Source organism: Amycolatopsis echigonensis (assembly GCF_002846615.1).
In the GTDB taxonomy this organism is placed as follows: Bacteria; Actinomycetota; Actinomycetes; order Mycobacteriales; family Pseudonocardiaceae; genus Amycolatopsis; species Amycolatopsis echigonensis.
In genome coordinates, this window is record NZ_PJMY01000003.1 from 6,383,127 (window position 1) to 6,409,136 (window position 26,010).

At 70.9% G+C, this 26,010-nt stretch carries 25 protein-coding genes; 21 read left to right on the plus strand and 4 right to left on the minus strand.

Annotated elements, in window-relative coordinates; translation table 11 throughout:
* Position 1 precedes the first annotated feature (1 nt).
* From murD to ATK30_RS35285, 6 genes are all read left to right on the plus strand, one after another.
* Positions 2-1,408 (plus strand): UDP-N-acetylmuramoyl-L-alanine--D-glutamate ligase, encoded by a 1,407-nt coding sequence (gene murD / locus ATK30_RS35260; RefSeq protein WP_101439098.1) that lies wholly within the window; start codon positions 2-4, stop codon positions 1,406-1,408.
* Positions 1,395-2,831: a putative lipid II flippase FtsW gene (ftsW, locus tag ATK30_RS35265; RefSeq protein ID WP_101441230.1), complete on the plus strand. Its 1,437-nt coding sequence runs from the start codon at positions 1,395-1,397 to the stop codon at positions 2,829-2,831. Before murD ends, ftsW begins: the two co-directional genes overlap by 14 nt.
* Complete coding sequence (gene murG / locus ATK30_RS35270; RefSeq protein WP_101439099.1) at positions 2,828-3,952, plus strand: undecaprenyldiphospho-muramoylpentapeptide beta-N-acetylglucosaminyltransferase; 1,125 nt, start codon at positions 2,828-2,830, stop codon at positions 3,950-3,952. Before ftsW ends, murG begins: the two co-directional genes overlap by 4 nt.
* Positions 3,945-5,363 carry a UDP-N-acetylmuramate--L-alanine ligase gene (gene murC / locus ATK30_RS35275; protein WP_101439100.1) on the plus strand — a complete coding sequence of 473 codons (1,419 nt, stop codon included), beginning with the start codon at positions 3,945-3,947 and terminating at the stop codon, positions 5,361-5,363. The genes murG and murC overlap by 8 nt, the downstream gene beginning before the upstream one ends.
* The gene (locus ATK30_RS35280) at positions 5,360-6,223 is read left to right on the plus strand and encodes a cell division protein FtsQ/DivIB (protein WP_101439101.1); all 864 of its coding nucleotides are present in this window, start codon (positions 5,360-5,362) and stop codon (positions 6,221-6,223) included. The genes murC and ATK30_RS35280 overlap by 4 nt, the downstream gene beginning before the upstream one ends.
* A 95-nt stretch (positions 6,224-6,318) precedes the next feature.
* Positions 6,319-7,152, plus strand: a complete 834-nt coding sequence (locus tag ATK30_RS35285) for an NAD(P)H-binding protein (RefSeq protein ID WP_101439102.1) — start codon at positions 6,319-6,321, stop codon at positions 7,150-7,152.
* A 499-nt stretch (positions 7,153-7,651) separates the two neighbouring features.
* On the opposite strand, the gene ATK30_RS35290 is transcribed toward ATK30_RS35285, so the two are convergent.
* On the minus strand, positions 7,652-8,086 hold the full coding sequence (locus tag ATK30_RS35290) for an OsmC family peroxiredoxin (protein WP_101439103.1): 435 nt from the start codon (positions 8,084-8,086) through the stop codon (positions 7,652-7,654).
* Between the two features lie 114 nt (positions 8,087-8,200).
* Between ATK30_RS35290 and ATK30_RS35295 the strand changes: the two genes are divergently transcribed.
* Together ATK30_RS35295 and ATK30_RS35300 are read left to right on the plus strand one after the other, a co-directional pair.
* Positions 8,201-8,710: a DinB family protein gene (locus ATK30_RS35295; protein WP_101439104.1), complete on the plus strand. Its 510-nt coding sequence runs from the start codon at positions 8,201-8,203 to the stop codon at positions 8,708-8,710.
* On the plus strand, positions 8,707-9,150 hold the full coding sequence (locus ATK30_RS35300; RefSeq protein ID WP_101439105.1) for a mycothiol transferase: 444 nt from the start codon (positions 8,707-8,709) through the stop codon (positions 9,148-9,150). Before ATK30_RS35295 ends, ATK30_RS35300 begins: the two co-directional genes overlap by 4 nt.
* Here the strand turns inward: ATK30_RS35300 and ATK30_RS35305 are convergent.
* Positions 9,137-9,916, minus strand: a complete 780-nt coding sequence (locus tag ATK30_RS35305; protein WP_183126441.1) for a DUF1295 domain-containing protein — start codon at positions 9,914-9,916, stop codon at positions 9,137-9,139. The two genes, ATK30_RS35300 and ATK30_RS35305, sit on opposite strands and share 14 nt — an antisense overlap.
* A complete protein-coding gene (locus ATK30_RS35310) occupies positions 9,913-11,151 on the minus strand; it encodes an SAM-dependent methyltransferase (protein WP_101439107.1) in 1,239 nt (412 codons plus the stop codon). Before ATK30_RS35310 ends, ATK30_RS35305 begins: the two co-directional genes overlap by 4 nt.
* A 72-nt stretch (positions 11,152-11,223) precedes the next feature.
* Here ATK30_RS35310 and ATK30_RS35315 point away from each other — a divergent pair, with 72 nt between their 5' ends.
* The 11 genes from ATK30_RS35315 to ATK30_RS35365 all read left to right on the plus strand — a co-directional run bounded on the left by ATK30_RS35315 (position 11,224) and on the right by ATK30_RS35365 (position 20,434).
* Positions 11,224-12,495 (plus strand): NAD(P)/FAD-dependent oxidoreductase, encoded by a 1,272-nt coding sequence (locus ATK30_RS35315; RefSeq protein WP_101441231.1) that lies wholly within the window; start codon positions 11,224-11,226, stop codon positions 12,493-12,495.
* The gene (locus ATK30_RS35320; protein ID WP_167442052.1) at positions 12,489-13,214 is read left to right on the plus strand and encodes a DUF1365 domain-containing protein; all 726 of its coding nucleotides are present in this window, start codon (positions 12,489-12,491) and stop codon (positions 13,212-13,214) included. The genes ATK30_RS35315 and ATK30_RS35320 overlap by 7 nt, the downstream gene beginning before the upstream one ends.
* On the plus strand, positions 13,207-13,800 hold the full coding sequence (gene sigK, locus ATK30_RS35325) for an ECF RNA polymerase sigma factor SigK (protein ID WP_101439109.1): 594 nt from the start codon (positions 13,207-13,209) through the stop codon (positions 13,798-13,800). Before ATK30_RS35320 ends, sigK begins: the two co-directional genes overlap by 8 nt.
* Positions 13,797-14,558, plus strand: a complete 762-nt coding sequence (locus ATK30_RS35330; RefSeq protein WP_101439110.1) for an anti-sigma factor — start codon at positions 13,797-13,799, stop codon at positions 14,556-14,558. Before sigK ends, ATK30_RS35330 begins: the two co-directional genes overlap by 4 nt.
* 228 nt (positions 14,559-14,786) lie before the next feature.
* Positions 14,787-16,103, plus strand: a complete 1,317-nt coding sequence (gene ftsZ, locus ATK30_RS35335) for a cell division protein FtsZ (RefSeq protein WP_101439111.1) — start codon at positions 14,787-14,789, stop codon at positions 16,101-16,103.
* A gap of 173 nt (positions 16,104-16,276) precedes the next feature.
* Positions 16,277-16,990: a peptidoglycan editing factor PgeF gene (gene pgeF, locus ATK30_RS35340; RefSeq protein ID WP_101439112.1), complete on the plus strand. Its 714-nt coding sequence runs from the start codon at positions 16,277-16,279 to the stop codon at positions 16,988-16,990.
* Positions 16,987-17,730: a YggS family pyridoxal phosphate-dependent enzyme gene (locus tag ATK30_RS35345; RefSeq protein WP_101439113.1), complete on the plus strand. Its 744-nt coding sequence runs from the start codon at positions 16,987-16,989 to the stop codon at positions 17,728-17,730. The genes pgeF and ATK30_RS35345 overlap by 4 nt, the downstream gene beginning before the upstream one ends.
* An 80-nt stretch (positions 17,731-17,810) precedes the next feature.
* Complete coding sequence (locus ATK30_RS35350) at positions 17,811-18,383, plus strand: cell division protein SepF (RefSeq protein ID WP_101439114.1); 573 nt, start codon at positions 17,811-17,813, stop codon at positions 18,381-18,383.
* 115 nt (positions 18,384-18,498) lie between these two features.
* Entirely contained in the window at positions 18,499-18,771 is a 273-nt protein-coding gene (locus tag ATK30_RS35355) for a YggT family protein (protein ID WP_037367937.1), read from the plus strand.
* 53 nt (positions 18,772-18,824) lie between these two features.
* A complete protein-coding gene (gene wag31, locus ATK30_RS35360) occupies positions 18,825-19,676 on the plus strand; it encodes a DivIVA-like cell division protein Wag31 (protein WP_101439115.1) in 852 nt (283 codons plus the stop codon).
* 152 nt (positions 19,677-19,828) lie between these two features.
* Positions 19,829-20,434: a hypothetical protein gene (locus tag ATK30_RS35365; protein WP_101439116.1), complete on the plus strand. Its 606-nt coding sequence runs from the start codon at positions 19,829-19,831 to the stop codon at positions 20,432-20,434.
* Here ATK30_RS35365 and ATK30_RS35370 read toward each other — a convergent pair.
* Complete coding sequence (locus ATK30_RS35370; protein WP_101439117.1) at positions 20,379-21,167, minus strand: ArsR/SmtB family transcription factor; 789 nt, start codon at positions 21,165-21,167, stop codon at positions 20,379-20,381. The genes ATK30_RS35365 and ATK30_RS35370 overlap by 56 nt on opposite strands.
* Positions 21,168-21,231: 64 nt before the next feature.
* Here ATK30_RS35370 and ATK30_RS35375 point away from each other — a divergent pair, with 64 nt between their 5' ends.
* Together ATK30_RS35375 and ileS are read left to right on the plus strand one after the other, a co-directional pair.
* Positions 21,232-22,581 carry an MFS transporter gene (locus ATK30_RS35375; protein WP_101439118.1) on the plus strand — a complete coding sequence of 450 codons (1,350 nt, stop codon included), beginning with the start codon at positions 21,232-21,234 and terminating at the stop codon, positions 22,579-22,581.
* Between the two features lie 230 nt (positions 22,582-22,811).
* On the plus strand, positions 22,812-25,973 hold the full coding sequence (gene ileS / locus ATK30_RS35380; protein ID WP_101439119.1) for an isoleucine--tRNA ligase: 3,162 nt from the start codon (positions 22,812-22,814) through the stop codon (positions 25,971-25,973).
* Positions 25,974-26,010 lie beyond the last annotated feature (37 nt).

The following is a 26,010-nucleotide window of genomic DNA, read 5'->3' on the forward strand; positions in this document are numbered from 1 at the left end:
CTTGCAGTTGGACGGCAAACACGTTCTGGTCGCGGGCGCGGGCGTCACCGGGAAATCGGTCGTTCCCGTGCTGCGCGAGCTGGGCGCGCGGGTCACGGTCACCGACGGCAACGCCGACCGGCTCGCCGAGCTGAACGACCTGGACGCCGAGCTGGCGCCCGGCCTCGCCGCACCGCCGGAGGACACCGCGCTCGTGGTGACCAGCCCGGGCTGGCGGCCGACGTCTCCGCTGCTGGTCGCGGCGGCCGAGGCGGGGATCGAGGTGATCGGCGACGTCGAGCTGGCCTGGCGGATCGGCCGGCTGCGCGAGCATCCGCCCGCGTGGCTGGTGATCACCGGCACGAACGGCAAGACGACCACGGTCGGGATGCTGGAGTCGATCCTGCGCGCGGCCGGCGCGGACGCGGTGGCCTGCGGCAACGTCGGCTATCCGGTGCTCGACGCGGTGCGCGGCGGGCATCAGGTGCTGGCCGTCGAACTGTCCAGTTTCCAGCTGCACTGGTCGTCCACGATCGCGCCGGACGCCTCGGTGGTGCTGAACCTCGCCGAGGACCACCTCGACTGGCACGGCTCGATGGAGGAGTACGCCGCCGCGAAGGGCCGGGTGCACCAGCGGTCGCGCGCCGTCGTGCACAACGTCGACGACCCGTGGTCCACGCGGATCGCCGAGGAACACGCCCCGGCCGGCGCCCGGCGGATCGGGTTCGTGCTCGACACCCCGCGCGCCGGAGAGCTGGGCCTGGTCGAAGACCTGCTGGTGGACCGCGCTTTCGGTGCCGACCCGGACACGAGCGCCGAGGAACTGGCCGAGATCGCCGACGTCCGCCCGGCCGGGCCGCACAACCTCGCGAACGCGCTCGCCGCGGCCGCGCTGGCCCGCGCGCACGGGGTGCCGCCGGCGGCGGTGCGGAAGGGGCTGCGCGCCTACGAGCCCGCGCCGCACCGCGCGGTGGAGGTCGCCGAGGTCGGCGGCGTCCGCTACGTCAACGACTCGAAGGCCACCAACCCGCACGCCGCGCTCGGCTCGCTGCTCGCGCACGAAAGCGTGGTCTGGATCGCCGGCGGGCAGCTCAAGGGCGCATCGGTGGACGAACTCGTCGCCGCGGTCGGCGGGCGGCTGCGCGCCGCTGTGCTGCTGGGCGCCGATTCCCCCGTGATCGAAGCCGCTCTTGCGCGACACGCGCCGGATGTCCCGGTCAACCGCCTCCTTCCGGGTGACGATGAGCCCATGACTGCGGCGGTGAGTGCGGCCAGCGCCCTGGCTCGTCCTGGTGACGTGGTGCTTCTCGCGCCCGCCGCCGCCTCGCTGGACATGTTCTCGGGCTACGGAGCGCGCGGCGACGCGTTCGAAGCCGCGGTGCGTGCTCTCGCGGAAGGCGCGGCGGGGGCGGCGGATGACGGTCGTTGACGAGAAGCAGGCCAGGCCGCGCCGTGTCCGCAACGACAGCCCGTTCGTCGCGCTCCGGACCGCGCTGACCGCTTGGCTGTCCCGGCCGCTGGCGTCGTTCCACCTGGTCCTCGCGCTGACCGGCGTCCTCACCGTGATCGGCGCGGTGATGGTGCTGTCGGCGTCGTCGGTGGCCTCCTACAACCCGAAAACCGGCAGCGGCGTGTACTCGCTGTTCTTCCGGCACCTGATGTTCGTCGCGATCGGCGGGATCGTGTTCTGGCTCGGCCTGCGGGTCCGGCTCGAGCGGATCCGCAGGATGTCGGCGACCATCACGGTGATCTGCCTCGGGCTGCTGATGCTGGTGCTGACGCCGCTGGGGTCGACGGTGAACGGCTCGCAGGGCTGGTTCAAGCTCGGCGTGTTCACCTTCCAGCCGGTCGAGGCGGCGAAGGTGGCGCTGGCCTTCTGGGGCGCGCACATCCTGGTGATCAAGTACAACGTGCTGCACCAGTGGCGGCATCTGCTGGTCCCGGTGGTGCCGGTGGCGCTGCTGATGTTCGCGCTCGTGATGCTGCAGCCCGACCTCGGCGGCACGATCACGCTCGCGGTGGTGCTGCTCGGCCTGCTGTGGTTCGCCGGCGCGCCGAAACGGCTCTTCGGGGTGATCCTCGCCGGCGGCCTGAGCGGCGTGCTGGTGCTGGCGATCATCGCGCCCTACCGGCTCGCCCGGGTGATGTCGTTCCTGTCGCCGGACGCGGACACCTCGGCCGAGGGGTTCCAGGCGAACCAGGCCAAGCTGGCGCTCGCCGACGGCGGGCTGTTCGGCAAGGGGCTCGGGCAGGGCGCGTCGAACTGGGGCTACCTGCCGAACGTGCAGAACGACTTCATCTTCGCGCTGATCGGCGAGGAACTGGGCTTCGTGGGCTGCGCGGTCGTGCTGGCGCTGTTCGCGGGCGTGGCCGTGGTCGGCCTGCGCATCGCCACCCGCAACATCGACCCGTGGATCCGGATCGTCGCGGGCACGCTGACGGTGTTCCTCGTCGCGCAGGCGGCGATCAACATCGGCTACGTGGTCGGGCTGCTGCCGGTCACCGGCGTCACGCTGCCGCTGATCTCCTACGGCGGCACGTCGCTCGTGATCACCATGCTCATCATGGGTGTGCTGGCCAACGCCGCGCGGCACGAACCCGAGGCGGTGGCCGCGCTGCGCTCGCACGGGCCGGGTAAATTCGGACGCCTGCTGCGGCTGCCCGCGCCCGATCCGTACCGCCCGCCGTCCGCCCGCAAGGGAACGCGCGCGGCGGGGAACGGGACGAAGGCGGCCCGGCCGGCGCCGCGTGCGGCCCGGCCCGCACCGGCACAGGAACGCCGCCGGTCGGCGCGGCGGACTACAGCGAACCGCGGTGCCCGGAGCACCGCGAACCGGAGAGGTCATTGGTGAGCAAGCCCGTCAAGGGAACGCAGCGGCCGGCCGCGGGCCGGGCGCCGGTCGTCGTGGTCGCCGGCGGGGGCACCGCCGGGCACATCGAGCCCGCGCTCGCGCTGGCGGACGCCGTGAAGCGGCTGCGCCCGGACGCCGAGGTGATCGCCCTCGGCACGGAACGCGGCCTGGAGAACAAGCTCGTGCCCGCACGCGGCTACCCGCTGGAGCTGATCCCGCCGGTCCCGATGCCGCGCAAGCCGACGCCGGAGCTGCTCCGGCTGCCGCTGAAGGTGCGCGACGCGGTCCGCCGCACCCGCGAGGTGCTGGACCGGGTCCACGCGGACGTCGTGGTCGGCTTCGGCGGCTACGTCGCGCTGCCGGCCTACCTCGCCGCGCGCGGCCGCACGCCGATCGTGGTGCACGAGGCGAACAAGTCGGCCGGGCTGGCCAACAAGGTCGGCGCCCGGTTCGCCGCTCGCGTCGCGGTCGCGGTGCCGGGCACGCCGCTGCCGAAGGCCGAGGTGGTCGGCATTCCGCTGCGCCGCTCGATCACGTCGCTGGACCGGGCCGCGCTGCGGGCCGAGGCGCGCGCGCATTTCGAGCTGGACCCGGACGCGCCGACGCTGCTGGTGTTCGGCGGTTCGCAGGGCGCGGCGTCGATCAACTCGGCGGTTTCCGGCGCGGCCAAGGACTTCGCCGAGGCCGGCGTCGGCGTCCTGCACGCGCACGGCCCGAAGAATTCCCTGGTGGTGCAAGAGTTTCCCGGCCGCCCGGCGTACGTGCCGGTGCCGTACCTGGAGCGGATGGACCTGGCCTACGCCGCGGCGGACGTCGTGGTGTGCCGGTCCGGCGCGATGACCGCGGCGGAGGTGTCCGCGGTCGGGCTGCCCGCGGTGTTCGTCCCGCTGCCGCACGGCAACGGCGAGCAGGCGGTCAACGCCCAGCCCGCGGTCGACGCCGGCGCGGCGCTGATGGTCGCCGACGCCGACCTCACCGCGGAGAAGGTCGCCGAGCTGGTGATCCCGCTGGTGACCGACGCCGACCGGGTCGCCGCGATGAGCGCGGCCGCGGTCGGGCTCGGCCACCGCGAAGCCGACGAGACCCTCGCCCGCATCGTTTTGGAGGCCGCCGGTGCCTGACACGCCCGAACTGCCCGCACAGCTGCGCCGGGCGCACCTGATCGGGATCGGCGGGGCCGGGATGTCCGGCATCGCGCGGATCCTGCTCGCCCGCGGCGCGGCCGTGTCCGGGTCGGACGCCAAGGAATCGCGTGCGCTGCTTTCGCTGCGTGCGCAGGGCGCGACGCTGTTCGTCGGCCAGACCGCGGACAACCTCGACGAGCTGGCAGAACCGCCGTCGGCCGTCGTGGTGTCCACCGCGATCAAGGAGACCAACCCGGAACTCGCCGCGGCCCGCGAGCGCGGCATCCCGGTGCTGCACCGCGCGCAGGCGCTGGCCGGGCTGATGGCCGGGCACCGCGTCGCGTGCATCGCGGGAACGCACGGCAAGACCTCGACCACGTCGATGCTCACCGTGGCGCTGCAGAACTGCCGGCTGGACCCGTCGTTCGCGATCGGCGGCGACCTCAACGAATCCGGGGCCAACGCACACCACGGCGAGGGCGGCGTGTTCGTCGCGGAGGCCGACGAGAGCGACGGTTCCTTCCTCACCTACACGCCGTCGGTGGCGGTGGTGACGAACGTCGAGCCTGATCACCTCGACCACCACGGCACCGCCGAGGCGTACGTGAAGGTGTTCAGCGACTTCGTCGGCCAGATCGAGCCGGGCGGGCTGCTGATCGTCTGCGCCGACGACGAGGGCGCGTCCCTGCTCGGCGACGAGGCGGCTGCGGCTGGCGTGCGGGTGCGTCGCTACGGCCGTGCTGCTACCGGTGAAGGCGACGTCCGCGTCCTGGACTACACACCCGCGCCGGACGGCGGCGTCGTGCGGATCGCGCTGGACGGCGAAGAACACGACCTGCGGGTCGCGGTGCCGGGGGAGCACATGGCGCTCAACGCGATCGCCGCGCTGCTCGCCGGGCTCGAACTGGGTGCGCCGCTGGACGGCATGGCCGCCGGGCTCGCCGCGTTCGGCGGGGTGCGCCGCCGGTTCGAGTTCAAGGGCCGCGCGGGCGACGTCCGGGTGTACGACGACTACGCGCACCACCCGACCGAGGTGGCCGCGCAGCTGCGCGCGGTGCGCACGGCCGCGGGCAGCGGACGGGTCGTCGTGGTGTTCCAGCCGCACCTGTACTCGCGCACGCAGACGTTCGCCGCGGAGTTCGCCGAGGCGTTGTCGCTGGCCGACGAGGTCGTGGTGCTCGACGTGTTCGGCGCGCGCGAAGAGCCGGTGCCGGGCGTGACCGGCGCGCTGATCGCCGACCGGGTGACTGTTCCGGTGCACTACCAGCCCGCGTTCGACGTGGCCGCCGGTCTGGTCGCCGACCTCGTCCGGCCGGGCGACCTCGCGATCACCATGGGCGCGGGCGACGTTACGCAGCTGGGCCCGGAGATCCTGGCCGAGCTGGACCGGAGGGCCGACCGAGCATGACCGGGACCCGGCAGCGCCGTCGCCCGCCCGCGCCTCGTGCGGGCGAGGAGCAGCGTGCTGCCCTGGCCCGGGAACGACGGGGGCGGCGGACCGAGGAGGAACGCCGGCGCACGCGCGCCCGCACCTCCGCGCGTTCGGGACGCGCGGCGCGGGCCGCCGCGCGGAAGAACCGGCCCACCCGGGGCCAGGAGATCCGCCGCCGCTGGGTGGCCCTGCTGACCGTGGTCACCCTGGCGGCACTGGGGTATCTGCTGTTCTTCAGCTCGCTGCTCTCGGTCAAGACGATCGAGGTGCAGGGCGCGAAAACGGTGTCGGTCGACCAGATCCGCGCGACCGCCGCGGTGCCGCCCGGGCAGCCGATGCTGCGCGCGGATGTCGACGCGATCCGCGACCGGGTGGCCCAGATGCCGGGCGTCGCGACGGTCGACGTGTCCCGGTCGTGGCCGACGACGCTCGAGATCGCGGTGACCGAACGGACCCCGATCGCCTTCTTCGACAGCGGTCCCGGCGGCGACGGGGTGCACCTGGTCGACGGCGGCGGCGTCGTGTTCAAGACGGTGAAGACCCGGCCGGCCGGGTTGCCGGAGCTGAAATTGCCGAAGGTGTCGGTGGACGATCCGGTCACCCGCGCGGTGACCGCGGTGCTCGGGGTGCTGCCGGAGCAGTTGCTGAAGCAGACCAAGACGGTCACCGCGCAGACGCCGGCGAGTGTCGAGTTCACGCTGGCGGACGGCAAGACGGTGCGGTGGGGGAACGCGGAGAACACCGATCGCAAGGCGAAGGTGCTGGCCGCGCTGCTGACGCAGCAGGGGAAGATCTACGACGTCTCCGCGCCGGAGCTGCCGACCATCACCTCCTGACGGCCCGGTGCGGGCCGCTCCCCAGAATCAGTGGCGAGGGTTTCTCGTATGCCGTACGCTCATTGTGTTCGTACGCCATACGAGAAGGTGGGGGCATGACGGTTCTGGTGACGGGTGCGACCGGCAATGTCGGGCGGCTGGTGGTCGACGAGCTGGTGGCTCGCGGGGTGCCGGTGCGGGCTTTGACCGTGGATCCGGAGCGGGCGGCGTTGCCGGATGGGGTCGAGGTCGTGGTCGGGTCGTTGGCCAAGCCTTCGACCTTGCCTGCCGCGTTGGGCGGGGTCGAGGCGGTGTATTTGGCTCCTTATGCGCGGACGGTTTCGCGGTTTTGCGAATTGGCGCAGAAGGCCGGGATTCGGCGGGTCGTTGCGTTGTCCGGGTCCAGTGTGGGGGATACGCATCCGGCTTCGAGCGGCCATGGGTTCGCTGCGGTGGAGAAGGCTGTCGAGGCGGCTGGGTTTGACTGGACGTTTTTGCGGCCGGGGGCTTTTATGCTCAATTCGCTGGGGTGGGCCGGGTCGATTCGGGAGCGCGGGGAGGTCCGGTCGGCTTATCCCGGGGCTGTTCAGACGCCGATTGACCTTGCGGACATCGCTGCGGTGGCGGCGCGGGTGCTGGTTGCGGAGGGCCATGGGGGACGGATTTACGGGTTGAGCGGGCCGGAGGGGATTTCGCTCGCGGAGATGGCTTCGGTGATCGGGGAGGTGCTGGGGAAGCCGGTGCCGTTTGTGGAGTTGACGCCGGAGGAGCAGGTCGCGGAGTGGGTCGGGGCTGGGTATCCGGAGGGGGTCGCTTCGTGGTTGCTGGAGAATTTCGAGGCGACTGTGCGGCGGCCGCAGGCGCCTACTGGGGTGGTTGAGGAGTTGTTGGGGCGGGGTGGGGTTTCTTTTGCGGAGTGGGTTAAGGGGAATGTTGCTGCGTTTTCTTGAGTGAGGGGGTTCGGCTCGTCGCCCTGGCGGGGACATTGCTTGTCGGTGGTGCGGTGGGGCACCCCGAAGCTGATTGTGCCGACGGTCTGGGGGTGCTTGTCAAGGCGGGAAAGATGCCTTGACAAGCACCCCCAGACCGCAGAGGAGGCTTCGTATCGGGGTGCGGGGGTGGTGTGGGTGCTGGGTGGGATGGGTGCGCGGGTGCGGGGGTGGTGTGGGTGCCTGGTGAGTTGGGTGCGCGGGTGCGGTTTGGTGCGTGGTGCGCGGGTGGGGTGGGTGGTTGCGTGGGGTTCGCGGGTTCGGTTTCGCGACTCAATGGCGCATTGGGTGTGCGGGATGCACTGAACGGCGCATTGGGGTGCGTGCGGCGGGATTGTGGTCCGCGAAAGGAATCTCGGCGGAATCTAAGTCGGTGAAGTTCCCGTCTCGGACGGCGGTCGTACGTGAGGGGAACCTTGAGGGACTCAGATTCCCTCAAAGTTCCCCTCGCTGATCCGGGTCAGGCCAGGGCGGCGTCCAGGGTGATGGTGGTGCCGGAGAGGGCCTTGGAGACCGGGCAGGTCTTTTCCGCGGTTTCCGCCAGTTCGGCGAATTGGTCGGCGGTGACGCCGTCCAATTTCGCGCGCAGGGTGATGGCGATGCCGCTGATTTCGAAGCCGCCGCCTTCGGCTGGGCCGAGGGTTACTTCGGCGGAGACGTCGATGTATTCGGCTTCCAGTTTCTGGGATTCCAGCACGCCCGACAGGTTCATCGCCAGGCAGCTCGAGTGCGCGGCGGCGATGAGTTCTTCGGGGCTGGTCTGCCCGTCCGGATCGCCGGCGCGGGTCGGGAAGGACACCTCGTAGGTGCCCAGGTTCGACGAGTCGAAGGTGACCTCGCCCTTGCCTTTCTGCAGTCCGCCGGTCCAGTGGGTGGTCGCGTCGCGGCTGGGCATCGCTGTCTCCTTGAAACGGTTGGCAACACTGTCCCTCATGACGGTAGTGCGCAATTACATTGTGCGCAAGGTAAATCGCGAAAACGGGTGGCCGGATGCGGCAGACTGCGAGAGGTGACCGATGCTCCTGAACGTCCCGACCCGCCCATGGCGGGGGACGAGCGCACCCAGCTCACCGGCTTCCTCGACTTCCTGCGCGCCAGCGTCGTGTGGAAATGCTCCGGGCTCACCGACGAGCAAGCCCGCCGGACGCACGTGCCCAGCGAGCTGACCACGATCGCCGGGCTGCTGTGCCATCTCACCCTCGTAGAGAACTACTGGTTCCGCGTCGTCCTGGACGGGCAGCCGGACGAGTGGGCGGATCGGCTCGAAATCGACCGGGACGCCGAGTTCCGGCTCGCGCTGGAGCTGCCGATGACGCAGCTCATCGCCGACTACGAGGCTGAGGCCGAGAAGTGCCGGGCGGTCGTCGCGGCGAGGGGGTTCGACGACACGGTGCTGTTCAAGGGGGACAAACCGCTCACGGTGCGTTGGGTCCTCACGCACATGATCGAGGAGACCGCGCGCCATCTCGGGCATCTTGACCTGCTGCGCGAGCTGACCGACGGTCTCACCGGGGAGTGAGCCTCGAGCGCGCGCAGCTGGTCGACGACCTCGAACTGCTGCGCGCGACCGTGGCGTGGAAATGCTCCGGGCTCACCGACGAACAGGCTCGCTGGCCCGGAGAGAGGATGACCGCCGCCGGGATTTTGTGGCACCTCGCGTTGGTGGAGAACACCCTGCACGACGTCGTCGTCACCGGGCAGCCGGAGCGCTGGGCCGAGCGGCTGGAGGCGGGGCGGGACGCTGCGTTCGAGGTGGGTCTCGACCTGCCGATCGAGGACGTGCGCGGCGCTTATCGGGACAACGTGGAGCTGTGCCGTGAGGTCATCGCGGAACGGTCTCTCGACGATCCGGTGGGATTTGAGGGCGATCGGTTGGTGACGGTGGGATCGGTGGTCGAGTACTTAGTGAAGGAGACCTCGCGGCATCTCGAGTTGCTGCGCGGGCTCATCGGGGAGTGAGCTTTTTCGGCGGCAGTGGGAAGAATCCGCTGGTGCGGGCGATGTAGTCGGCGTAGCCGGGGCGGGTTCGCCGCAGGCTTTTCTCCAGCATGGGCTTGCCGGTGCCGCGGGCGAGGGTGAAGGTCATCGCGACGGGGGACAGGATCGTCGCCGCGCCAGGCCACGTCGAGCAGGCCAGCAGGTAGAGGCCCCACCAGACGCAGGCGTCGCCGAAGTAGTTCGGGTGGCGGGTGTAGCGCCAGAGGCCGGTGTCGAGGACTCGGCCTTGGTTCGCCGGGTTCGCGCGGAAGCGGCGGAGTTGCTCGTCGCCGAGAGTTTCGATGGCGAAGCCGACCAGCCAGACCGCGACGCCTAGCCAGGCGGTGACGCCGAAACCCGTGCCGGACATCGCGAATTGCACGGGCAGCGAGACGAACCACAGGACCACGGCTTGCATCAGGTACGTCCGCACGAAGATCCGGACGCCTGGGTTCGCGCCGGCGCGGTCGACTATCTGTTGGTAGCGCGGGTCTTCCGGCTTGCCGCGGTTGCGCAGGTGCAGGTGGACGGCCAGGCGGACACCCCAGACGACGGTGAGTGCGGCGGTAGTCAGGCGCAGGGCGAGCGGGCCGGTGCCGAAGGGGAACGAGACCGCGGCGACGAGGGCGAAACCCAGGCCCCAGAAGGTGTCGATGGTGTCGTAGCGGCGGCGCAGGCGGGCTATGCCGAACGTCAGCGTCACTGCGGCCAGGGTGACTCCGGTGGTGAGGCCGAGCAGCGCGATCATGCCCACTCCCTTGTCCACGGGAAGCCGGAGCGGCCGTTCGCGTCCGGTCGCACGGCGAGGATCTGGTCCACGCCCATGCGGTTCTCCTCGAAGGCGAGTGCGCCACCCGCCAGATAGAGCCGCCAGACCCGGGCGCCTGCCTCGCCGATCAACGCGACAGCCTCGTCCCAGTGTTGTTCCAGGGTGGCTGCCCAGGCTCGCACGGTCGGGACGTAGTGCTCGCGCAACGCGTGCACGTCGCGGATTTCGAAGCCGGCGGTTTCGAGGTGGCCGAGCGTGCGGCTGAGCGGACGCATGGTCATGTCGGGGGCGATGTAGCGCTCGATGAACGCGCCGCCGCCGGGCGCGACCGCTCCGCGCGACATTTGCTGCACTAGCAGCCGTCCGGTCGGGTTGAGCATCCGGTACAAGGTGGCGGCGTAGGCCGGGTAGTTCTCCTCGCCGACGTGTTCCCCCATCTCGACCGACGCGACAGCGTCGAAGGACTCTCCGGCGAGTTCCCGGTAGTCCTGTCTCCGGACCTCGACACGGTCGTCCAGATTGTGCTGCGCCAGCCGGGTTTTGACGTGCTGCACCTGCTCGGCGGAGATCGTGACGCCGACGGCCTGGACGCCGTGGTGCTTCGCCGCGTGCACGAGCAGGGAACCCCAGCCGCATCCGACGTCGAGGAGCCGCATACCCGGTCGCAGGCCGAGCTTCCGGCAGATCAGCTCGAGCTTGTCGTGCTGGGCGCGAGCAAGACCAGCGGATTCGGACCAGTAGCCCGAGGAGTACGCCATCGAATCGTCCAGCAGCAGCTGGTAGAAGGCGTTCGACAGGTCGTAGTGGTGCGAGATGGCCGAACGGTCCCGGCCGAGGCTATGCGGCTTTCCGCGCAGCCGGGCTTCTTCGGCGGGCGGCTTCAGCGGCAGGCCGAACACTCCGAGCCGGGCAGCGAGGCGGACTGCCTCGCCGAAGTCTCGTGCGGACAGTTGCGGCCGGTAAGCCCAGGCCCGCCGGAAGGCCTCGGTGAGATCGCCTTCGACGTCCAGGTCGCCCGAGACGTAAGCCCGGGCCAAGCCGAGCTCGCCGGGGGAGTACAGGAGCCAGCGGAGCGCGCGGCGGTTTTTCAGGACGACGGTCGGCCCGGCCGGTCCGGCCTGGTGCCCGTCCCAGGTGCGGACGGCGACCGGCAGCGCGCCGCCGAGGAGACGTTCGGCGAAGTCGGCGAGTCGGTGAGCTGCGGATATCGGCATACCTGGGCTTCGGAGCGGAAGGCCGCGCGGATTGGCGCCCATCCGTTCCGGCCGCGGCTCCGAATCCTCTCCGTGCACCACACCACGGGACAACGCATCGCTGTCATCGGCAGCGGGGTCGCCGGCCTCACCGCCGTGTACCTGCTGCAGCGCCGCTACGAGGTTCTGCTGTTCGAGGCCGACGACCGGCTCGGCGGCCACGCCCACACCCACGACGTGCCGAGCGCGCGCGGCGGGACGGTCGCCGTCGACTCCGGGTTCCTCGTCCACAACGAGCGCACTTACCCGACCCTGCTCCGGCTGTTCGGCGAACTCGGCGTCCGCACCCGCGCGACCGAGATGTCGATGAGCATCCGCTGCGACGGCTGCGGGCTGCAGTACGCCGGGGCGAAAGGCCTGCGCGGCCTGTTCGCGCAACGGAGCAACGCGGCGTCCACGCGCTACCTGCTCATGCTGGCCGAGGTGAAGCGGTTCCATCGGCACGCCGGAAGGCTGCTGGCCCGCGCCGACGCCGGCGACGTTCCGCTCGCCGCGTTCCTGGCGATCGGCGGGTATTCACGGTACTTCGTGGACCATTTCGTGCTGCCGCTCGTGTCCACGGTGTGGTCGGCCGACCGCAGTGACACCATGCAGTATCCGGCGCGCTATCTGTTCGAATTCCTGCGCAACCACGGAATGCTCTCTGTGCGTGATTCGCCGACTTGGCGGACAGTCGTCGGCGGTTCGCGGGAGTACGTCGAGCGGGCGGCCAAACAGCTGACCGCGGTGCATCTCTCCACTCCGGTCCGCGCGGTGCAGCGGACCGCGCGCGGCGTCGAGGTGCGCGATGACGCCGACACCGCGCATCGGGTCGACCGGGTCGTAGTCGCGACGCATGCGGATCAAGCGCTCCGGCTGTTGGCGGATCCCACTGCGGCGGAAGAAAAACTGCTCGGTTCCTTCCGTTACTCGCGCAACGAAGCCTGGCTGCACACCGATCACACGGTGCTGCCGACCGTGCCCGCTGCCCGGTCCTCGTGGAATTACCGGACACCTGGCTGTGGGGCGGAGCTGCGTGCCGTCCAAGTCACTTATGACCTGAATCGCTTGATGGGCCTCGACGAAGCGACGACGTACGCCGTCACCCTCAACCCGAGCGTCAGCCTCGATTCGAAGGCAGTGGTCGCGAAAATGTCTTACGAGCATCCGGTCTACACGCCGGAATCCGTTGCCGCGCAGAGACGCATTGCGGAATTAAACGACGGCGTCCTCGCCTACGCCGGTGCTTATCAAGGCTGGGGATTCCACGAGGACGGTTGTTCGTCGGGGGTCCGCGCCGCGGCCAGTTTCGGGGTGACGTGGTGACCGCGCTCTACGACGCCACCGTCGCACACGTCCGTCGGGCCGATCCGCCGTACTCCTTCGCGCACCGGATGTACCTGTGGCGGACCGACCTGGACCATCTGCCGCGCCTGCCGTGGTGGCTCCGGCCGTTCGCGCGTTTCGACGGCCGCGACCACTTCAACCGCGACGAACCCGGCGACATCCGGTCCAAACTGGACGCTTGGCTCGCGCACCGCGGAGTGGACTTGCGCGGCGGGCCGGTGACGATGCTCGCGTCAGCGCGCGTTCTCGGGTACGTGTTCAATCCGATCACCGTCTACTGGTGCCACCTGCCAGACGGCGCGCTCGCCTGCGTGGTCGCCGAGGTGCACAACACCTATGGCGGCCGGCACGCCTATCTGCTCCGGCCAGGAGACGACCTGCGGGCCGACAAGGAGTTCTCCGTGTCGCCGTTCCAGGAGATGGCGGGGGAGTACCGGATGCACCTGCCGCGGCCGGACGCGCTGCTCGCGCTGACCGTCGTCCTGCACCACGACGGTGACGCCGCCCTGACCGCTACGCTGCGAGGAGTCCGCCGTCCGGTCGGGATCCGCACGCTCGCGCGCTTCCTGCTGGGCAGGCCGCTGCAACCGCAGCGCGTCGCCGCACTGATCCGCCGCCACGGGCTCGCGCTGTGGCGGCGCAAGGCCCCGCTCGCCGCCCGGACCGGACAGAACACGGCAGGAGCCCTCCATGGATGAGAGTGCACGCCCGGCCGACCGGCTCTCGGCGGTGCCGCCGACGAGTGCCGAGGACCTGATGGCGTTGGTCGCCAAGGGGGACGAACGCGCCTTCGAACGGCTCTACGATCAGCTCGCCGGTCCCGTCTACGGGCTCGTCCGCCGCATCGTGCGGGACCCCGCGCAGTCCGAAGAGGTCGCGCAGGAGGTGCTTGTGGAGCTGTGGAAGACCGCCACGCGCTACTCGCCGGGGAAAGGCAGCGTCCTGAACTGGGCGATGACGCTGGCGCACCGCCGCGCGGTCGACCGGGTCCGGTCCGCGCGAGCGAGCACCGAACGCGAACGGAAAGCGACCTTCGAGGCGGCACGCGGGCGGCCGTTCGACGAGGTCGCCGAATCCGTCGCGACCCGGCTGGAACGCTCGCAGGTGCGGCGCTGCCTGAAGACGCTCACTGAACTGCAGCGGGAGTCCGTTCTGCTGGCGTACTACCAGGGCTATACCTATCGCGAGGTCGCCGACGTGCTGGAGACGCCGCAAGGGACCGTCAAGACCAGACTGCGCGACGGGTTGATCCGGCTGCGCGACTGCCTGGGGGTGATGGCGTGAGCAGTCCCGACATGCACACGTTGGCCGGCGCGTACGCGCTCGACGCGCTGTCGGAGGTCGAGCGGGCCCAATTCCGCCGCCACCTCGACCAGTGCGACTCGTGTGCACAAGAAGTGCGCGAACTGCGCGAGACCGCGGCCCGGCTCGGCGCGGCGATGGACGAGCAGCCGCCGTCCGGTCTCAAGGACCGCGTGCTGGCGGACATGCGCACGACCCGCCAGCTGCCGCCGCGGACCGATTCCGCGGAACCGCGCCCGCGCGGCCCCCGGCGCTGGCCGATGCTGATCGCCGCCGCGGCCGCCGTAATCGGCCTCGCCCTGGCCGGCGTGTTCGGCGGGATCGCGCTGCACACGAGCAGCCAGCTGACGACCGCACAGTCCGAATTGGACGCCGCACGCGCCCGCTACCTGCCGGTGGCCGAACTGCTCACCGCGCCCGACGTGCGGACCGAGCACGTCGCGTCGCCGCGCGGGGGCGGGGGCACGGTGGTCGCTTCGCGGAAGCTGGACCGCGTGATGTTCCTGCAGTCCGGGCTGCCGCCGGTCCGGTCCGGGCAGGTCTACGAGGCGTGGCTGATGGGCCCGGACCTGGCTCCGCGTCCGGCGGGGCTGCTGCCGGGCGGGCCGTCGGGTTCGCTGGTGGTGGCGCACGGATTGGCTGGTGCGGAGCAGTTCGCGGTCAGCGTGGAGCAGGCCGGCGGGTCGCCGTCGGGGAAGCCGTCGAACGACGTCGTTCTGGTGACTCCGATGCCCGCATAGCAGACCCCGCGCGGGGTCTCGCGGCGGGTTCCGGCCTTGCGGGCGGCTTCGCCTTGTGGCAAAACACCTTTGCCGCTCACGGCGTGGCTACTGGATTAGAGCTTGCGCGGCGCCTACCGTCCTGCCTTGACGCCGGTGGTTGACATAACTCTCACTCTCGGGTTGAGGTTGAGGGTTTCCGGCCCCGGCGGGCGGCATGTGCACATCACGATCAGGAAGGCGGACCCGATGACGCCCCCGCACAACTACCTTGCGGTGATCAAGGTCGTCGGCATCGGCGGCGGCGGCGTGAACGCCGTGAACCGGATGATCGAGGTCGGCCTCAAGGGTGTCGAGTTCATCGCGGTGAACACCGACGCGCAGGCACTGCTCATGTCCGACGCCGACGTCAAGCTCGACATCGGCCGGGAACTGACCCGCGGCCTCGGCGCCGGCGCCGCCCCCGAGGTGGGGCAGAAGGCGGCCGAGGACCACCGCGAAGAGATCGAAGAGGTCATCAAGGGCGCCGACATGGTGTTCGTGACCGCGGGCGAGGGCGGCGGCACCGGCACCGGCGGCGCGCCGGTCGTCGCGCAGATCGCCCGCAAGCTCGGCGCGCTCACGATCGGCGTGGTGACCCGGCCGTTCACCTTCGAGGGCAAACGCCGCGGCAAGCAGGCCGAGGACGGGATCCAGCAGCTGCGCAACGAGTGCGACACGCTGATCGTGATCCCGAACGACCGGCTGCTGCAGCTCGGCGACATCGGCGTGTCCCTGATGGACGCGTTCCGCTCCGCCGACGAGGTGCTCCTCTCCGGTGTCCAGGGCATCACCGACCTGATCACCACCCCCGGCCTGATCAACCTGGACTTCGCCGACGTCAAGAGCGTCATGTCCGGCGCGGGCTCCGCGCTGATGGGCATCGGCTCCGCGCGCGGGGAGGGACGGGCGATACAGGCCGCGGAGAAGGCGATCAACTCGCCGCTGCTGGAAGCGTCGATGGACGGGGCGCACGGCGCGCTGCTGTCCATCGCGGGCGGATCGGACCTCGGGCTGTTCGAGATCAACGAGGCCGCGTCGCTCGTGCAGGAATCGGCGCACCCGGACGCGAACATCATCTTCGGGACGATCATCGACGACTCCCTCGGCGACGAGGTCCGCGTCACGGTGATCGCGGCCGGATTCGACGCCGGCGCGCCCACCCACAAGAAACTCGACCCGCCCGCGTTCGGCGGCAAACAGGGCAACGGCACCGCGTCCGCCTCGGCGGGCCAGGTCGGCGGCGGTTCGGCCCCGCAGCCCCCGCAGCAGACCGGGGCCACCCCGGTGCCTCCGGCGGGCAGCTCCGGCTACCCGGTGGCCCCGCCGCGGACTCCGCCTTCCGGCCTGGCGCAGCCGGGCGCCGGCACCCCGCCGGGCGGCCTCCCGCAGCCGGGCGGCGGCTCGCGGGGGTATTCGCCGATCGGTTCGAATTCGGCGACGGGCGGTCTGCCGAGCCGTCCGACGACGGTGCACGACGACCCGACCGACGACGACGTCGACGTGCCGCCCTTCATGCGGCGGTAAGCACGGACCTACGAGCAACGGCCGTCCCGACACGTTCGGGGCGGCCGTTCGTCGTGAGGGGCCAGCCACGCCGCACAACGCGCCTTCGTGAGCGGCAATCCCTGTTCTCACCGGGATTGCCGCTCACGAGGCTCGGGCAGGGCAGCCGCCGCCGTTTTTGGCAGGATGGCGGGGTGCGAGTACGACGAGTGGTCACGACCAGGGCGGGCGGGGCTTCCCGGCCGCCGTACGAGAGTTTCAACCTCGGCGACCACGTCGGCGACGACGCGGGCGACGTCTACGCCAACCGCAAGCGGCTGGCGTCCGAGCTCGGCCTCGCCGAGGACAAACTGGCCTGGATGGAGCAGGTGCACGGCCGCACCGTGACGGTCGTGGACGGCACCGAGACCTCCGCCGCCGAAGCCACCGACGCGCTGGTGACCGACCGGCCGGGCGTCGCGCTCGTGGTGCTCGTCGCCGACTGCGTTCCGGTGCTCATGGCGGACCCCGAAGCAGGCGTCGTCGCCGCGGTGCACGCCGGGCGAGTCGGCGCGCGGGTCGGCGTCGTGCCCGCCGCGCTGGAGGCGATGCGCGAACTCGGTGCCGAACCGGGTCGCGTCGAGGCGTTGCTGGGCCCGGCGATCTGCGGCGACTGCTACGAGGTCCCCGCCGCGATGGCCGCGGACGTCGACAAACACCTGCCCGGCAGCGCCTGCAAAACGCGCAAGGGCACGGCTGGTCTGGACCTGCGCGCCGGGCTCTGGCAGCAGCTGGCCGATCTGGGCGTCGGGCGCGTCGGCGCGGATCCGCGGTGCACGGCGGAAGACAAGACGCTGTTCAGCTTCCGCCGCGACGGCACCACCGGCCGGATCGCCGGCATCACCTGGCTGGAAGAGGAGAAGGCGTGACCGAGGACCCGGCAGAGAAGCGGCGGGCGGAGCTGGCGGCGTCGCTGGCCGCGCTCGAGGAGCGCATCGCGAACGCCTGCGCGGCCGCCGGTCGTGCCCGCGACGAGGTGCGGTTGCTGGGCGTCACCAAGACCTTCCCGGCGGCCGACGCCGCCCTGCTGACCGACCTCGGGCTGCTCGACCTCGCCGAAAACCGCGACCAGGAAGCCGGTCCGAAGGCGGCCGAGGTCGCGCGGCTGCGCCCGGAGGCCGCGCCGCGGTGGCACATGGTCGGGCGGCTGCAGCGGAACAAGGCGCGCTCGGTCGTGCGCTGGGCGGCCGAGGTCCAGTCGGTCGACTCGGCGCGGCTCGCCGACGCGCTCGCCCGCGCGGTCGCCACCGCGCGGGAGGCCGGCGAGCGGACCGGACCGCTCGACGTTCTGGTCCAGGTGAGCCTCGACGGCGACGTCGCCCGCGGCGGGACCCCGCTCGAGGAGGTCGACGCCCTCGCCGACCGCATCGCCCACACGGGGGAGCTGCGACTGCGCGGCGTGATGGCCGTGGCCCCGTTGGGGCAGGACCCGGGCACAGCTTTCGCCCGGCTGGCCCACGCTGCGGAAAGAGTCCGCGCCCGGCATCCCGAAGCGGCTGACGTGTCCGCCGGAATGAGCCATGATCTGGACCAGGCGATCCGGCACGGCTCGACGTGTGTGCGTGTCGGAACCGCGTTGCTCGGCGGGCGCGGTTTAGCCTCGCCGTAGGGAGTCCGCCCGGTCGTCACGTTTCGTGTCCGGCCGGGCGGGGCACAACGGTGCGGGAGCGGCAAGGGCTAGGGAGAGGCATGAGCGCGCTGCAGAAGCTGAAGGCCTACTTCGGGATGGTGCCCGCGGACGAAGACGGCTACGACGACGGTTACGACGAGTACGACGACGGCTACGACCAGCCGCCTGCCCGGTCCCGGGCCCGCTACCGCGACGTCGAAGAGAGCTACGACGAGCCCGCCGCGCGCGTCCGGTCGCGGGCGATGGCGGCCGAGCCGGCCACCCACGGCGCGCTCGCCGTGGACCGCCAGCCGGAGCCGGTCGCCCGGCTGCGCCCGGTCGCCGAACCGGCCCCCGCGCCGGCACGGGACCCGCTCAGCCGGATCACCACGCTGCACCCGACGAGCTACATCGAGGCGCGGGCGATCGGCGAGCACTACCGCGAGGGCATCCCGGTGATCATCAACCTCACCGAGATGGACAACGCGGACGCCAAGCGGATCGTCGACTTCGCGGCGGGTCTGGCGTTCGCCGTGCGGGGCTCGATGGACAAGGTCACCAACAAGGTGTTCCTTCTCTCACCGCCCGACGTGGACGTGACCGCCGAGGACCGCCGGCGGATCGCCGAGGGCGGATTGTTCCTGCGCGGGTGAACACGACCGGACCGCTGGGCGCAGCCAGACGTGATTTTGTCGACTATGCCGCCCTCGGGGCGGCTGGTAGCGCCCAATCCGGCCGTCCCCCGCTAGAGTGGTCGCCGTGAATGCTGTGTGGCTTGCGATCTGGTACGTGCTGTTTGCCTTCTGGCTGCTGCTCACGGCCCGGATCGTGGTCGAGCTCGTGCGGACTTTCGCACGGGAATGGCGTCCCGCCGGAGGGGTTGCGGTGACGCTCGAGACCATCTACACAGTGACCGACCCGCCGGTGCGGTTGTTCCGCAGGATTATTCCGATGGTCCGCATCGGCGGCGTAGGACTGGACTTGTCGATTATGGTGCTGCTGTTGGTTGTGTTCTTCGCGATGCAACTGACACCCAGGTGATCGGGGAAAACCCGGGTGTGTCCTGCAGGCCATGGAGTGCGTGAGGTGATCTGATGTCGTTGACCCCCGCTGACGTGCATAACGTCGCGTTCAGCAAGCCGCCCATCGGCAAGAGGGGCTACAACGAGGACGAGGTGGACGCGTTCCTCGACCTGGTGGAGACCGAGCTTGCCCGGTTGATCGAGGACAACAACGAGCTGCGGCAGCAGGTGGAGCAGCTCGACAACGAGCTCGAGTCGACCCGCTCGGAGCTCGAGAACGCGAAGGTCGCCGGCCCGCCGCCGGGCCGCGACCCCGAGCCGTCGCGGCGGCTCGCCCCGGTTCCGCCGCCCGCGTCGGCGATGGAGCAGACCCAGGCGCACTCGATGGTCCCCGACAGCGGCGAGCCGAACGTCCAGGCCGCCAAGGTCCTCGGCCTGGCGCAGGAAATGGCCGACCGGCTCACCGCCGAGGCCAAGACCGAGTCCGACGGGATGCTGGCGGAGGCGCGGACCAAGTCCGAGCAGCTGCTGTCCGACGCCCGGGCGAAGTCCGACTCGATGGTGAACGAGGCGCGCACCCGCGCCGAGACGATGCTGAACGACGCGCGCACGCGCGCCGAGACGCTGGAGCGCCAGGCGCGCGACAAGGCGACCACCATGGAACGCGAGTCGCAGCGCAAGTACACCGAGACGATGAACAACCTGAACGCCGAGAAGGGCGCTCTGGGCAAGAAGATCGAAGAACTCCGCACGATCGAGCGCGAATACCGCACCCGGCTGCGCGGCTTCCTCGAGTCCCAGCTGCGCGAGCTCGACGACCGAGGCTCCGCGGCCCCGGCGTCGGCGTCCTCCGGTTCGAGCCAGTCCTCGACCGGAAGCAGCGGTCAGGGCTACTCGTTCGGCCCGCGCGCCGAGGCCGGCTGACCTACCGCCGTACGTACACCCCGCCGGATGCCTTCCGACCCGGCGGGGTTTCGGCGTGTCCGGATTCGGCGCCGCCACGGTGGGGAATCGGCGGGGTACGCCGCGTGGGCGGGTCGCGTCGGGAAACCGGACGGCCCGTGTTGTAATTCAGCGTGCTCTACATCGTCCTCGTTCTGGTGCTGGCGGCTCTCGGGCTGCTCGTCACGGCGCTCATCACGGGCAGCTCGCTGTGGGCCTGGGTTTCGATCGGCCTGTCCGTGCTCGCCGGGCTTCTTCTGCTCGTCGACTGGCTGCGCCGGCGCAAGAGCGCGGACCGCGACGCGGACACCGGCGCCGAGGCGGACTCCGACGAGGAGAAGCCCGAGCCGGAGGAGAAGGACAAGGCAGCCCCGGCCGAGTCGGACGCCGAACAGACCACGCTGCTCCCGGCGACGGGCGAACTCGGCGATCCGGCGGACGTGCCGGAGCCGGACGTCGAGAAGCCCGTCTCGGAAAGCGAGCCCCAGTCCGAGGCGAAAGCGGTGCGCGACACGCCGCCCGGCGTGGAGGAGACCTCGCCGGAAGACCTCGAGGTGGTCAAGGACCTCGAGGACGAGGTCGTGGTCGTCGACGAGTACCCGCGCTACCACCTGGTGGACTGCGGCTGGCTGTCCGGCCGCGACACGATCCCGATCGGCGTCGGCGAGGCGCGGCAGCTCGGCTTCACGCCGTGCGCGCGGTGTGGTCCGGACGCGGTGCTGGCAGCTGCTCACCGCTGACGCCCAGCACCTCTTCAAGCACAGCCGCGCCGGTTTCGGTGAGCTGCACCGCTCGATGCGCCTTCGCTCGCGAGCGAAGCCAGCCCGCGTCCATGAACCGCCGGGTGACCGCCGCGCCCAGCGCCCCGGCCAGGTGATGGCGCTGCTCAGTCCAATCCAGACAGAAGCGCAGCAGCGGACGACGGCTCTTCGCGGCTGCCTCGACCTCCACGCCTAACGCGGCGAACACCTCGTCGGCGGCAGGTCCCAGCACGTACGGATGTTCTTGCAGCTGCGAGGAAATCCGGTCTCCGGGACGCCGCTGGGTGGTCGGATCGCCGTCGACAGTGGCCAGTGCGCCGCGATCGAGCAACGCCGCCGTGACGGTCACGCCGAGCCGTCCGGCGACGTGGTCGTAGCACAATCTCGCGGTGCGCAAGGCTTCCGCGCGCGTGCCTTCCCGCAGCGAGCGGACCGGGCGCGCGGGGGAGTGGCGGGCGAGCGCTTCCAGCAACTCCGGGGCCGCGCCGGCGATGCGGTAGAACCGATGCCGGCCGGACTTTTCCGCGGTCACCAGCCCCGCGGCCAGCAGTTTCGACAGGTGCGCGCTGACGCCCTGCGCGGTCAGACCCGCTTCGCCGGCCAGCACGGACGCGGCCAGCGACCGTCCGTCCGCGAGGGCCATCAGCACGCGGACCCGAGCCGGATCGGCGAACAGGGCGGCGGTGCGCGCGATGTCGGCGTCTCCTTCCATGCCTCCAGCATGCCCCCGCCACACTTCCGCCGCGACGGAAGCGTTCCCGGTGTCTGCTGGGCGCATGCGCACCGCGATCTTGTTCACCATGTGCGCCGGGATGTTCCTGGTGCAGCTCGACGTCACCGTCGTCAACGTCGCCCTCCCGACCCTCGGCAGCGAACTGCACGCGGACGTCCCGCAGTTGCAGTGGGTGGTGGTCGGCTATTCGGTCGTGCTCGCCGCGTTGCTGCTGACCGGGGGAGCGCTCGGCGACGTCCTCGGGCACCGCGGCGTGGTGCTGACCGGGCTCGCCGTGTTCGGGGCCGCGTCCGCCGCGTGCGGGCTGGCCCAGTCGGCGGGCTGGCTCGTCGCGGGCCGCGCCGTGCAGGGCGTCGGCGCGGCGTTGTTGCTGCCGGGCACGATGGCGGTTATCACCGGGACGTTCCCCGACCGGACGGAACGCGCCCGGGCACTCGGGATCTGGGCGGGGATTTCGGCGCTCGCGCTGCCCGCCGGGCCCCTGCTGGGCGGGATTCTCGTGCAGGCCGCCGGGTGGCGGCCGGTGTTCTGGCTGAACGTCCCGATCGTCGCGGCGGCGGCCGTCGCGACTCGCCGGCTGGTGCCGCCGGACGTCCGGAAACCGGGCCGCGTGGACATTCCCGGGGCGGCGACCGCCGCGTTGGCGCTCGGGTCCGGCGTGTACGCGGTGATCGCGAAGACACCGTGGGTCGGGTTGCTCGCGGTAGCGGCGGCAGTGGCGTTCGTGGCGGTGGAACAGCGCTCTGCCGAACCGATGCTGCCGCTGTCGCTGCTGCGGTCTCGGCAGACGGCGGGCGCGAACCTGGTGTCCGCGGCGATGAACTTCGTCGGCCTCGGTTCGGTGCTGGTGTTCACCCTTTACCTGCAGGACGTGCTCGAAGCGGGCCCGATCGCGGCCGGTGTCGCGCTGCTGCCGATGTTCGTCCCGCTGGTGCTGCTCGGCCCGGTCACCGGACGGCTGACCGCGAAGTTCGGCCCGCGTCCGCAGATCCTGGCCGGGCTCGTGCTCGGCGCGGCGGCGATGCTGAACCTGCTGCGGATCGGACCCGGCAGCGGATACGGCACGCTGTTGCCGACGCTGCTCGTGCTCAGCGTCGGGATGGGCCTGCTGACCGCCGCGGTGGTGACCGCGGCCGTGTCCGACGCGCCGGGGGAGCGCGCGGGCATCGCGGGCGGGATCAACAACGCGGCACGGCAGGCGGGCGGAGCGCTCGGCGTGGCGGTTTTCGGTGCGGTGGCGGGAGAACCGGCGGCGCACGCGTCGTTCGTGCACGGCCTGCACCTGCTCGGCTTCGTCTCGGCCGGGCTGTGGCTGGCGGCCGCGGCGCTCGCGGCGGCGACGGTGCACAGCCGGGGCAGGGAGAAAGCGAGTTGCGGCGACGAGTTAATCTGATGTCAGCAAGGCGTCGATCCGGCCATCACCGGGGAGCCTCCGGAAGAACCGGGCGTTCGCCGCCCCTAGTAGAACCGGACGGGTGCGGCCCGTGACAGCCGTGCAACGAGTGGCCCGGGAGCAGTGCGCCGGGCAAGCGGGGTGGTACCGCGTGACGCGCGAGCGTCTCGTCCCCGTGTGGGCGGCCGCCGGTCGCCCGTACGAGAGCGACGAACGCAAGGAGCACCCGGATGTACCCCCAGGCTTCGCCGGGCGGAGAGACCACGGTCCCGTCCCAGCCGTCGTTCCCCGCGCTGGAGGAGAGCGTCCTCGCGTACTGGGAGAGCGACCGGACCTTCCAGGCGACCATCGACGCCCGTCCCGAGGGCACGAACGGCGACAACGAGTACGTCTTCTACGACGGCCCGCCCTTCGCCAACGGCCTCCCGCACTACGGGCACCTGCTCACCGGGTACGTCAAGGACATCGTCCCGCGCTACCAGACGATGAAGGGCAAGCACGTCGACCGGCGGTTCGGCTGGGACACCCACGGCCTGCCCGCCGAACTCGAAGCGATGCGGCAGCTCGGGATCACCGAGACGACCGAGATCGAAGAGATGGGCATCGCGAAGTTCAACGAGGCCTCGCGCGAGTCCGTGCTGCGCTACACCGACGAATGGCGCGAGTACGTGACGCGCCAGGCCCGCTGGGTCGACTTCGACAACGACTACAAAACGCTCGACGTCACCTACATGGAGTCGGTGCTCTGGGCGTTCAAGCGGTTGTGGGACAAGGGACTCGTCTACGAGGGCTACCGCGTCCTGCCCTACTGCTGGCGCGACGCGACGCCGCTGTCCAACCATGAGCTGGGCATGGACGCCGACGTCTACCGCAACCGGCAGGACCCGGCCGTCACGGTCGGGTTCCGCCTGGAGGGCAACGACAACGAGCTCGACGGCACGTACCTGCTGATCTGGACCACGACGCCGTGGACGCTGCCGTCCAACCTCGCCACCGCGGTGCACCCCGAGGTCGAGTACGTCGTGGTGGAAAGCGACGGGAAGCGGTTCCTGCTCGCCGAGGCGCGCGTCGCCGCGTACGCCCGCGAGCTCGGCGAGGAGCCGACCGTGGTCGCCCGCTACACCGGCGAGCAGCTGCTCGGCTCCCGTTACGCGCCGCCGTTCCCGTACTTCGTGGGCACGGAGAACGCGCACCGCGTGCTGTCCGCCGACTACGTCACCACCGACGACGGCACCGGCATCGTGCACATCGCTCCCGCTTACGGCGCCGAGGACAAGGTGGTCACCGACGCGGCCGGGATCTCCCCGGTGACGCCGGTGGACGACCACGGCAAGTTCGACGCCACCGTGCCGGACTACGCCGGGCAGCAGGTGTTCGACGCGAACCCGAACATCGTGCGGGACCTCAAGAACGGCACCGGCGGCGCGGAACGCCAGGGCGCGGTGCTGCTGCGGCACGAGACCTACGACCACTCGTACCCGCACTGCTGGCGCTGCCGGAACCCGCTGATCTACCGCGCGGTGTCGTCGTGGTTCGTCGCGGTGACGCAGTTCAAGGACCGGATGGTCGAGCTGAACCAGCAGATCACCTGGTACCCGGAGAACGTCAAGGACGGCCAGTTCGGCAAGTGGCTGGAGAACGCCATCGACTGGTCGATCTCCCGCAACCGGTACTTCGGCACGCCGATCCCGGTATGGCGCTCGGACGACCCGGCCTACCCCCGGATCGACGTCTACGGCTCGCTGGACGAGCTGGAGGCGGACTTCGGCGTGCGGCTGGACAACCTGCACCGGCCCTACATCGACGAGCTGACCCGGCCGAACCCGGACGACCCGACCGGCAAGTCGACCATGCGCCGCGTGCCGGACGTGCTCGACGTGTGGTTCGACTCCGGGTCGATGCCGTACGCCCAGGTGCACTACCCGTTCGAGAACCGCGACTGGTTCGAGCACCACTACCCGAGCGACTTCATCGTCGAGTACATCGGGCAGACCCGCGGCTGGTTCTACCTGCTTCACGTGCTCGCGACCGCGCTGTTCGACCGGCCGGCGTTCCGCACCTGCGTGTCGCACGGCATCGTGCTCGGCTCCGACGGCCAGAAGATGTCGAAGTCGCTGCGGAACTACCCGGACGTCAACGAGGTCTTCGACCGCGACGGGTCGGACGCCATGCGGTGGTACCTCATGGCGAGCCCGATCCTGCGCGGCGGCAACCTGATCGTGACCGACCGAGGGATCCGCGACGCGGTCCGCCAGGCCGTGCTGCCGCTGTGGAACTCGTACTACTTCCTTGCCCTGTACGCGAATGCCGAAGGCAAGCAGGGACAGTGGCGCACGGATTCCCCGCATCTGCTCGACCGGTACGTGCTGGCGAAGACGCACGAACTCGTCACCGACGTCGAGTCCGCGATGGACAGCTACGACATCGCGGGCGCGTGCCAGACCGTGCGGGACTTCCTCGAGGTCCTCACGAACTGGTACGTCCGGCGGTCGCGCGACCGCTTCTGGGCGGGCGAGCAGGACGCGATCGACACGCTGCACACGGTGCTCGAGGTGACCTGCCGGGTCGTCGCGCCGCTGCTGCCGCTCACCACCGAAACCGTGTGGCGCGGGCTGACCGGCGGCCGTTCGGTGCATCTGACCGACTGGCCGAACGCGCTCGACTTGCCCGCCGACGCGGCGCTGGTGACCGCGATGGACAAGGTGCGGCAGGTGGCGTCGTCGGCGCTGGCGCTGCGCAAGGCGAACAAGCTGCGGGTGCGGCTGCCGCTGGCGAAGCTCGTGGTCGCGGCCGAGGACGTCGAAGCGCTGCGCGGGTTCACCGAGATCCTGCGGGACGAGGTGAACGTGAAGTCGGTGGAGCTGACCGCTGACGTCGCCGCGCACGGCACGTTCGAGGTCGCGGTGAACGCCCGGGCGGCCGGGCCGCGGCTGGGCAAGGCCGTGCAGCAGGTGATCAAGGCGGTCAAGGCGGGCGACTGGACGACGAACGCGTCCGGCGCGGTCGTGGCGGCGGGCGTCGAACTCGTCGAGGGCGAGTACGACCGGCGGCTGGTCGCCTCCGGCGGCGGCGCGGCGGCCGAACTGCCCGGCGGGGCCGGTCTGGTCGTGCTGGACACCGAGGTCACCGAGGACCTGGCGGCCGAGGGCCTGGCCCGCGACCTGGTCCGCGTCGTGCAGCAGGCCCGCCGCGAGGCCGGTCTCGACGTCGGCGACCGGATCTCGCTGACCGTGGACGCCCCTGACGAGGTGACGGCCGCGGTGCGCAAGCACGAGGAGTTCGTGGCGTCCGAAACGCTCGCGACGTCGGTGTCCTACGGCGAGGTGGCCGAGGGCTTCGACGGCACGGTCGGCGAGGGCGTGAAGGTGCGCGTGGCGGTCGCGAAGGCGTGAGGTGCGGCGGTCTTGCTCCGGGCGTGGGTGCCCGGAG

Excerpts from the sequence above, each read along its gene's own strand:
- ATK30_RS35305 (WP_183126441.1), bottom strand. The coding sequence starts at position 9,916 with ATGATCGCGCTGCTCGGCCTCACCACCGGAGTCACCCTGGCCGCAGTG.
- wag31 (WP_101439115.1), top strand. The coding sequence starts at position 18,825 with ATGTCGTTGACCCCCGCTGACGTGCATAACGTCGCGTTCAGCAAGCCG.
- ATK30_RS35375 (WP_101439118.1), top strand. The coding sequence starts at position 21,232 with ATGCGCACCGCGATCTTGTTCACCATGTGCGCCGGGATGTTCCTGGTG.
- ileS (WP_101439119.1), top strand. The coding sequence starts at position 22,812 with ATGTACCCCCAGGCTTCGCCGGGCGGAGAGACCACGGTCCCGTCCCAG.
- ATK30_RS35350 (WP_101439114.1), top strand. The coding sequence starts at position 17,811 with ATGAGCGCGCTGCAGAAGCTGAAGGCCTACTTCGGGATGGTGCCCGCG.
- ftsZ (WP_101439111.1), top strand. The coding sequence starts at position 14,787 with ATGACGCCCCCGCACAACTACCTTGCGGTGATCAAGGTCGTCGGCATC.
- ATK30_RS35285 (WP_101439102.1), top strand. The coding sequence starts at position 6,319 with ATGACGGTTCTGGTGACGGGTGCGACCGGCAATGTCGGGCGGCTGGTG.
- sigK (WP_101439109.1), top strand. The coding sequence starts at position 13,207 with ATGGATGAGAGTGCACGCCCGGCCGACCGGCTCTCGGCGGTGCCGCCG.
- ATK30_RS35310 (WP_101439107.1), bottom strand. The coding sequence starts at position 11,151 with ATGCCGATATCCGCAGCTCACCGACTCGCCGACTTCGCCGAACGTCTC.
- ATK30_RS35280 (WP_101439101.1), top strand. The coding sequence starts at position 5,360 with ATGACCGGGACCCGGCAGCGCCGTCGCCCGCCCGCGCCTCGTGCGGGC.
- ATK30_RS35370 (WP_101439117.1), bottom strand. The coding sequence starts at position 21,167 with ATGGAAGGAGACGCCGACATCGCGCGCACCGCCGCCCTGTTCGCCGAT.
- ATK30_RS35290 (WP_101439103.1), bottom strand. The coding sequence starts at position 8,086 with ATGCCCAGCCGCGACGCGACCACCCACTGGACCGGCGGACTGCAGAAA.
- ftsW (WP_101441230.1), top strand. The coding sequence starts at position 1,395 with ATGACGGTCGTTGACGAGAAGCAGGCCAGGCCGCGCCGTGTCCGCAAC.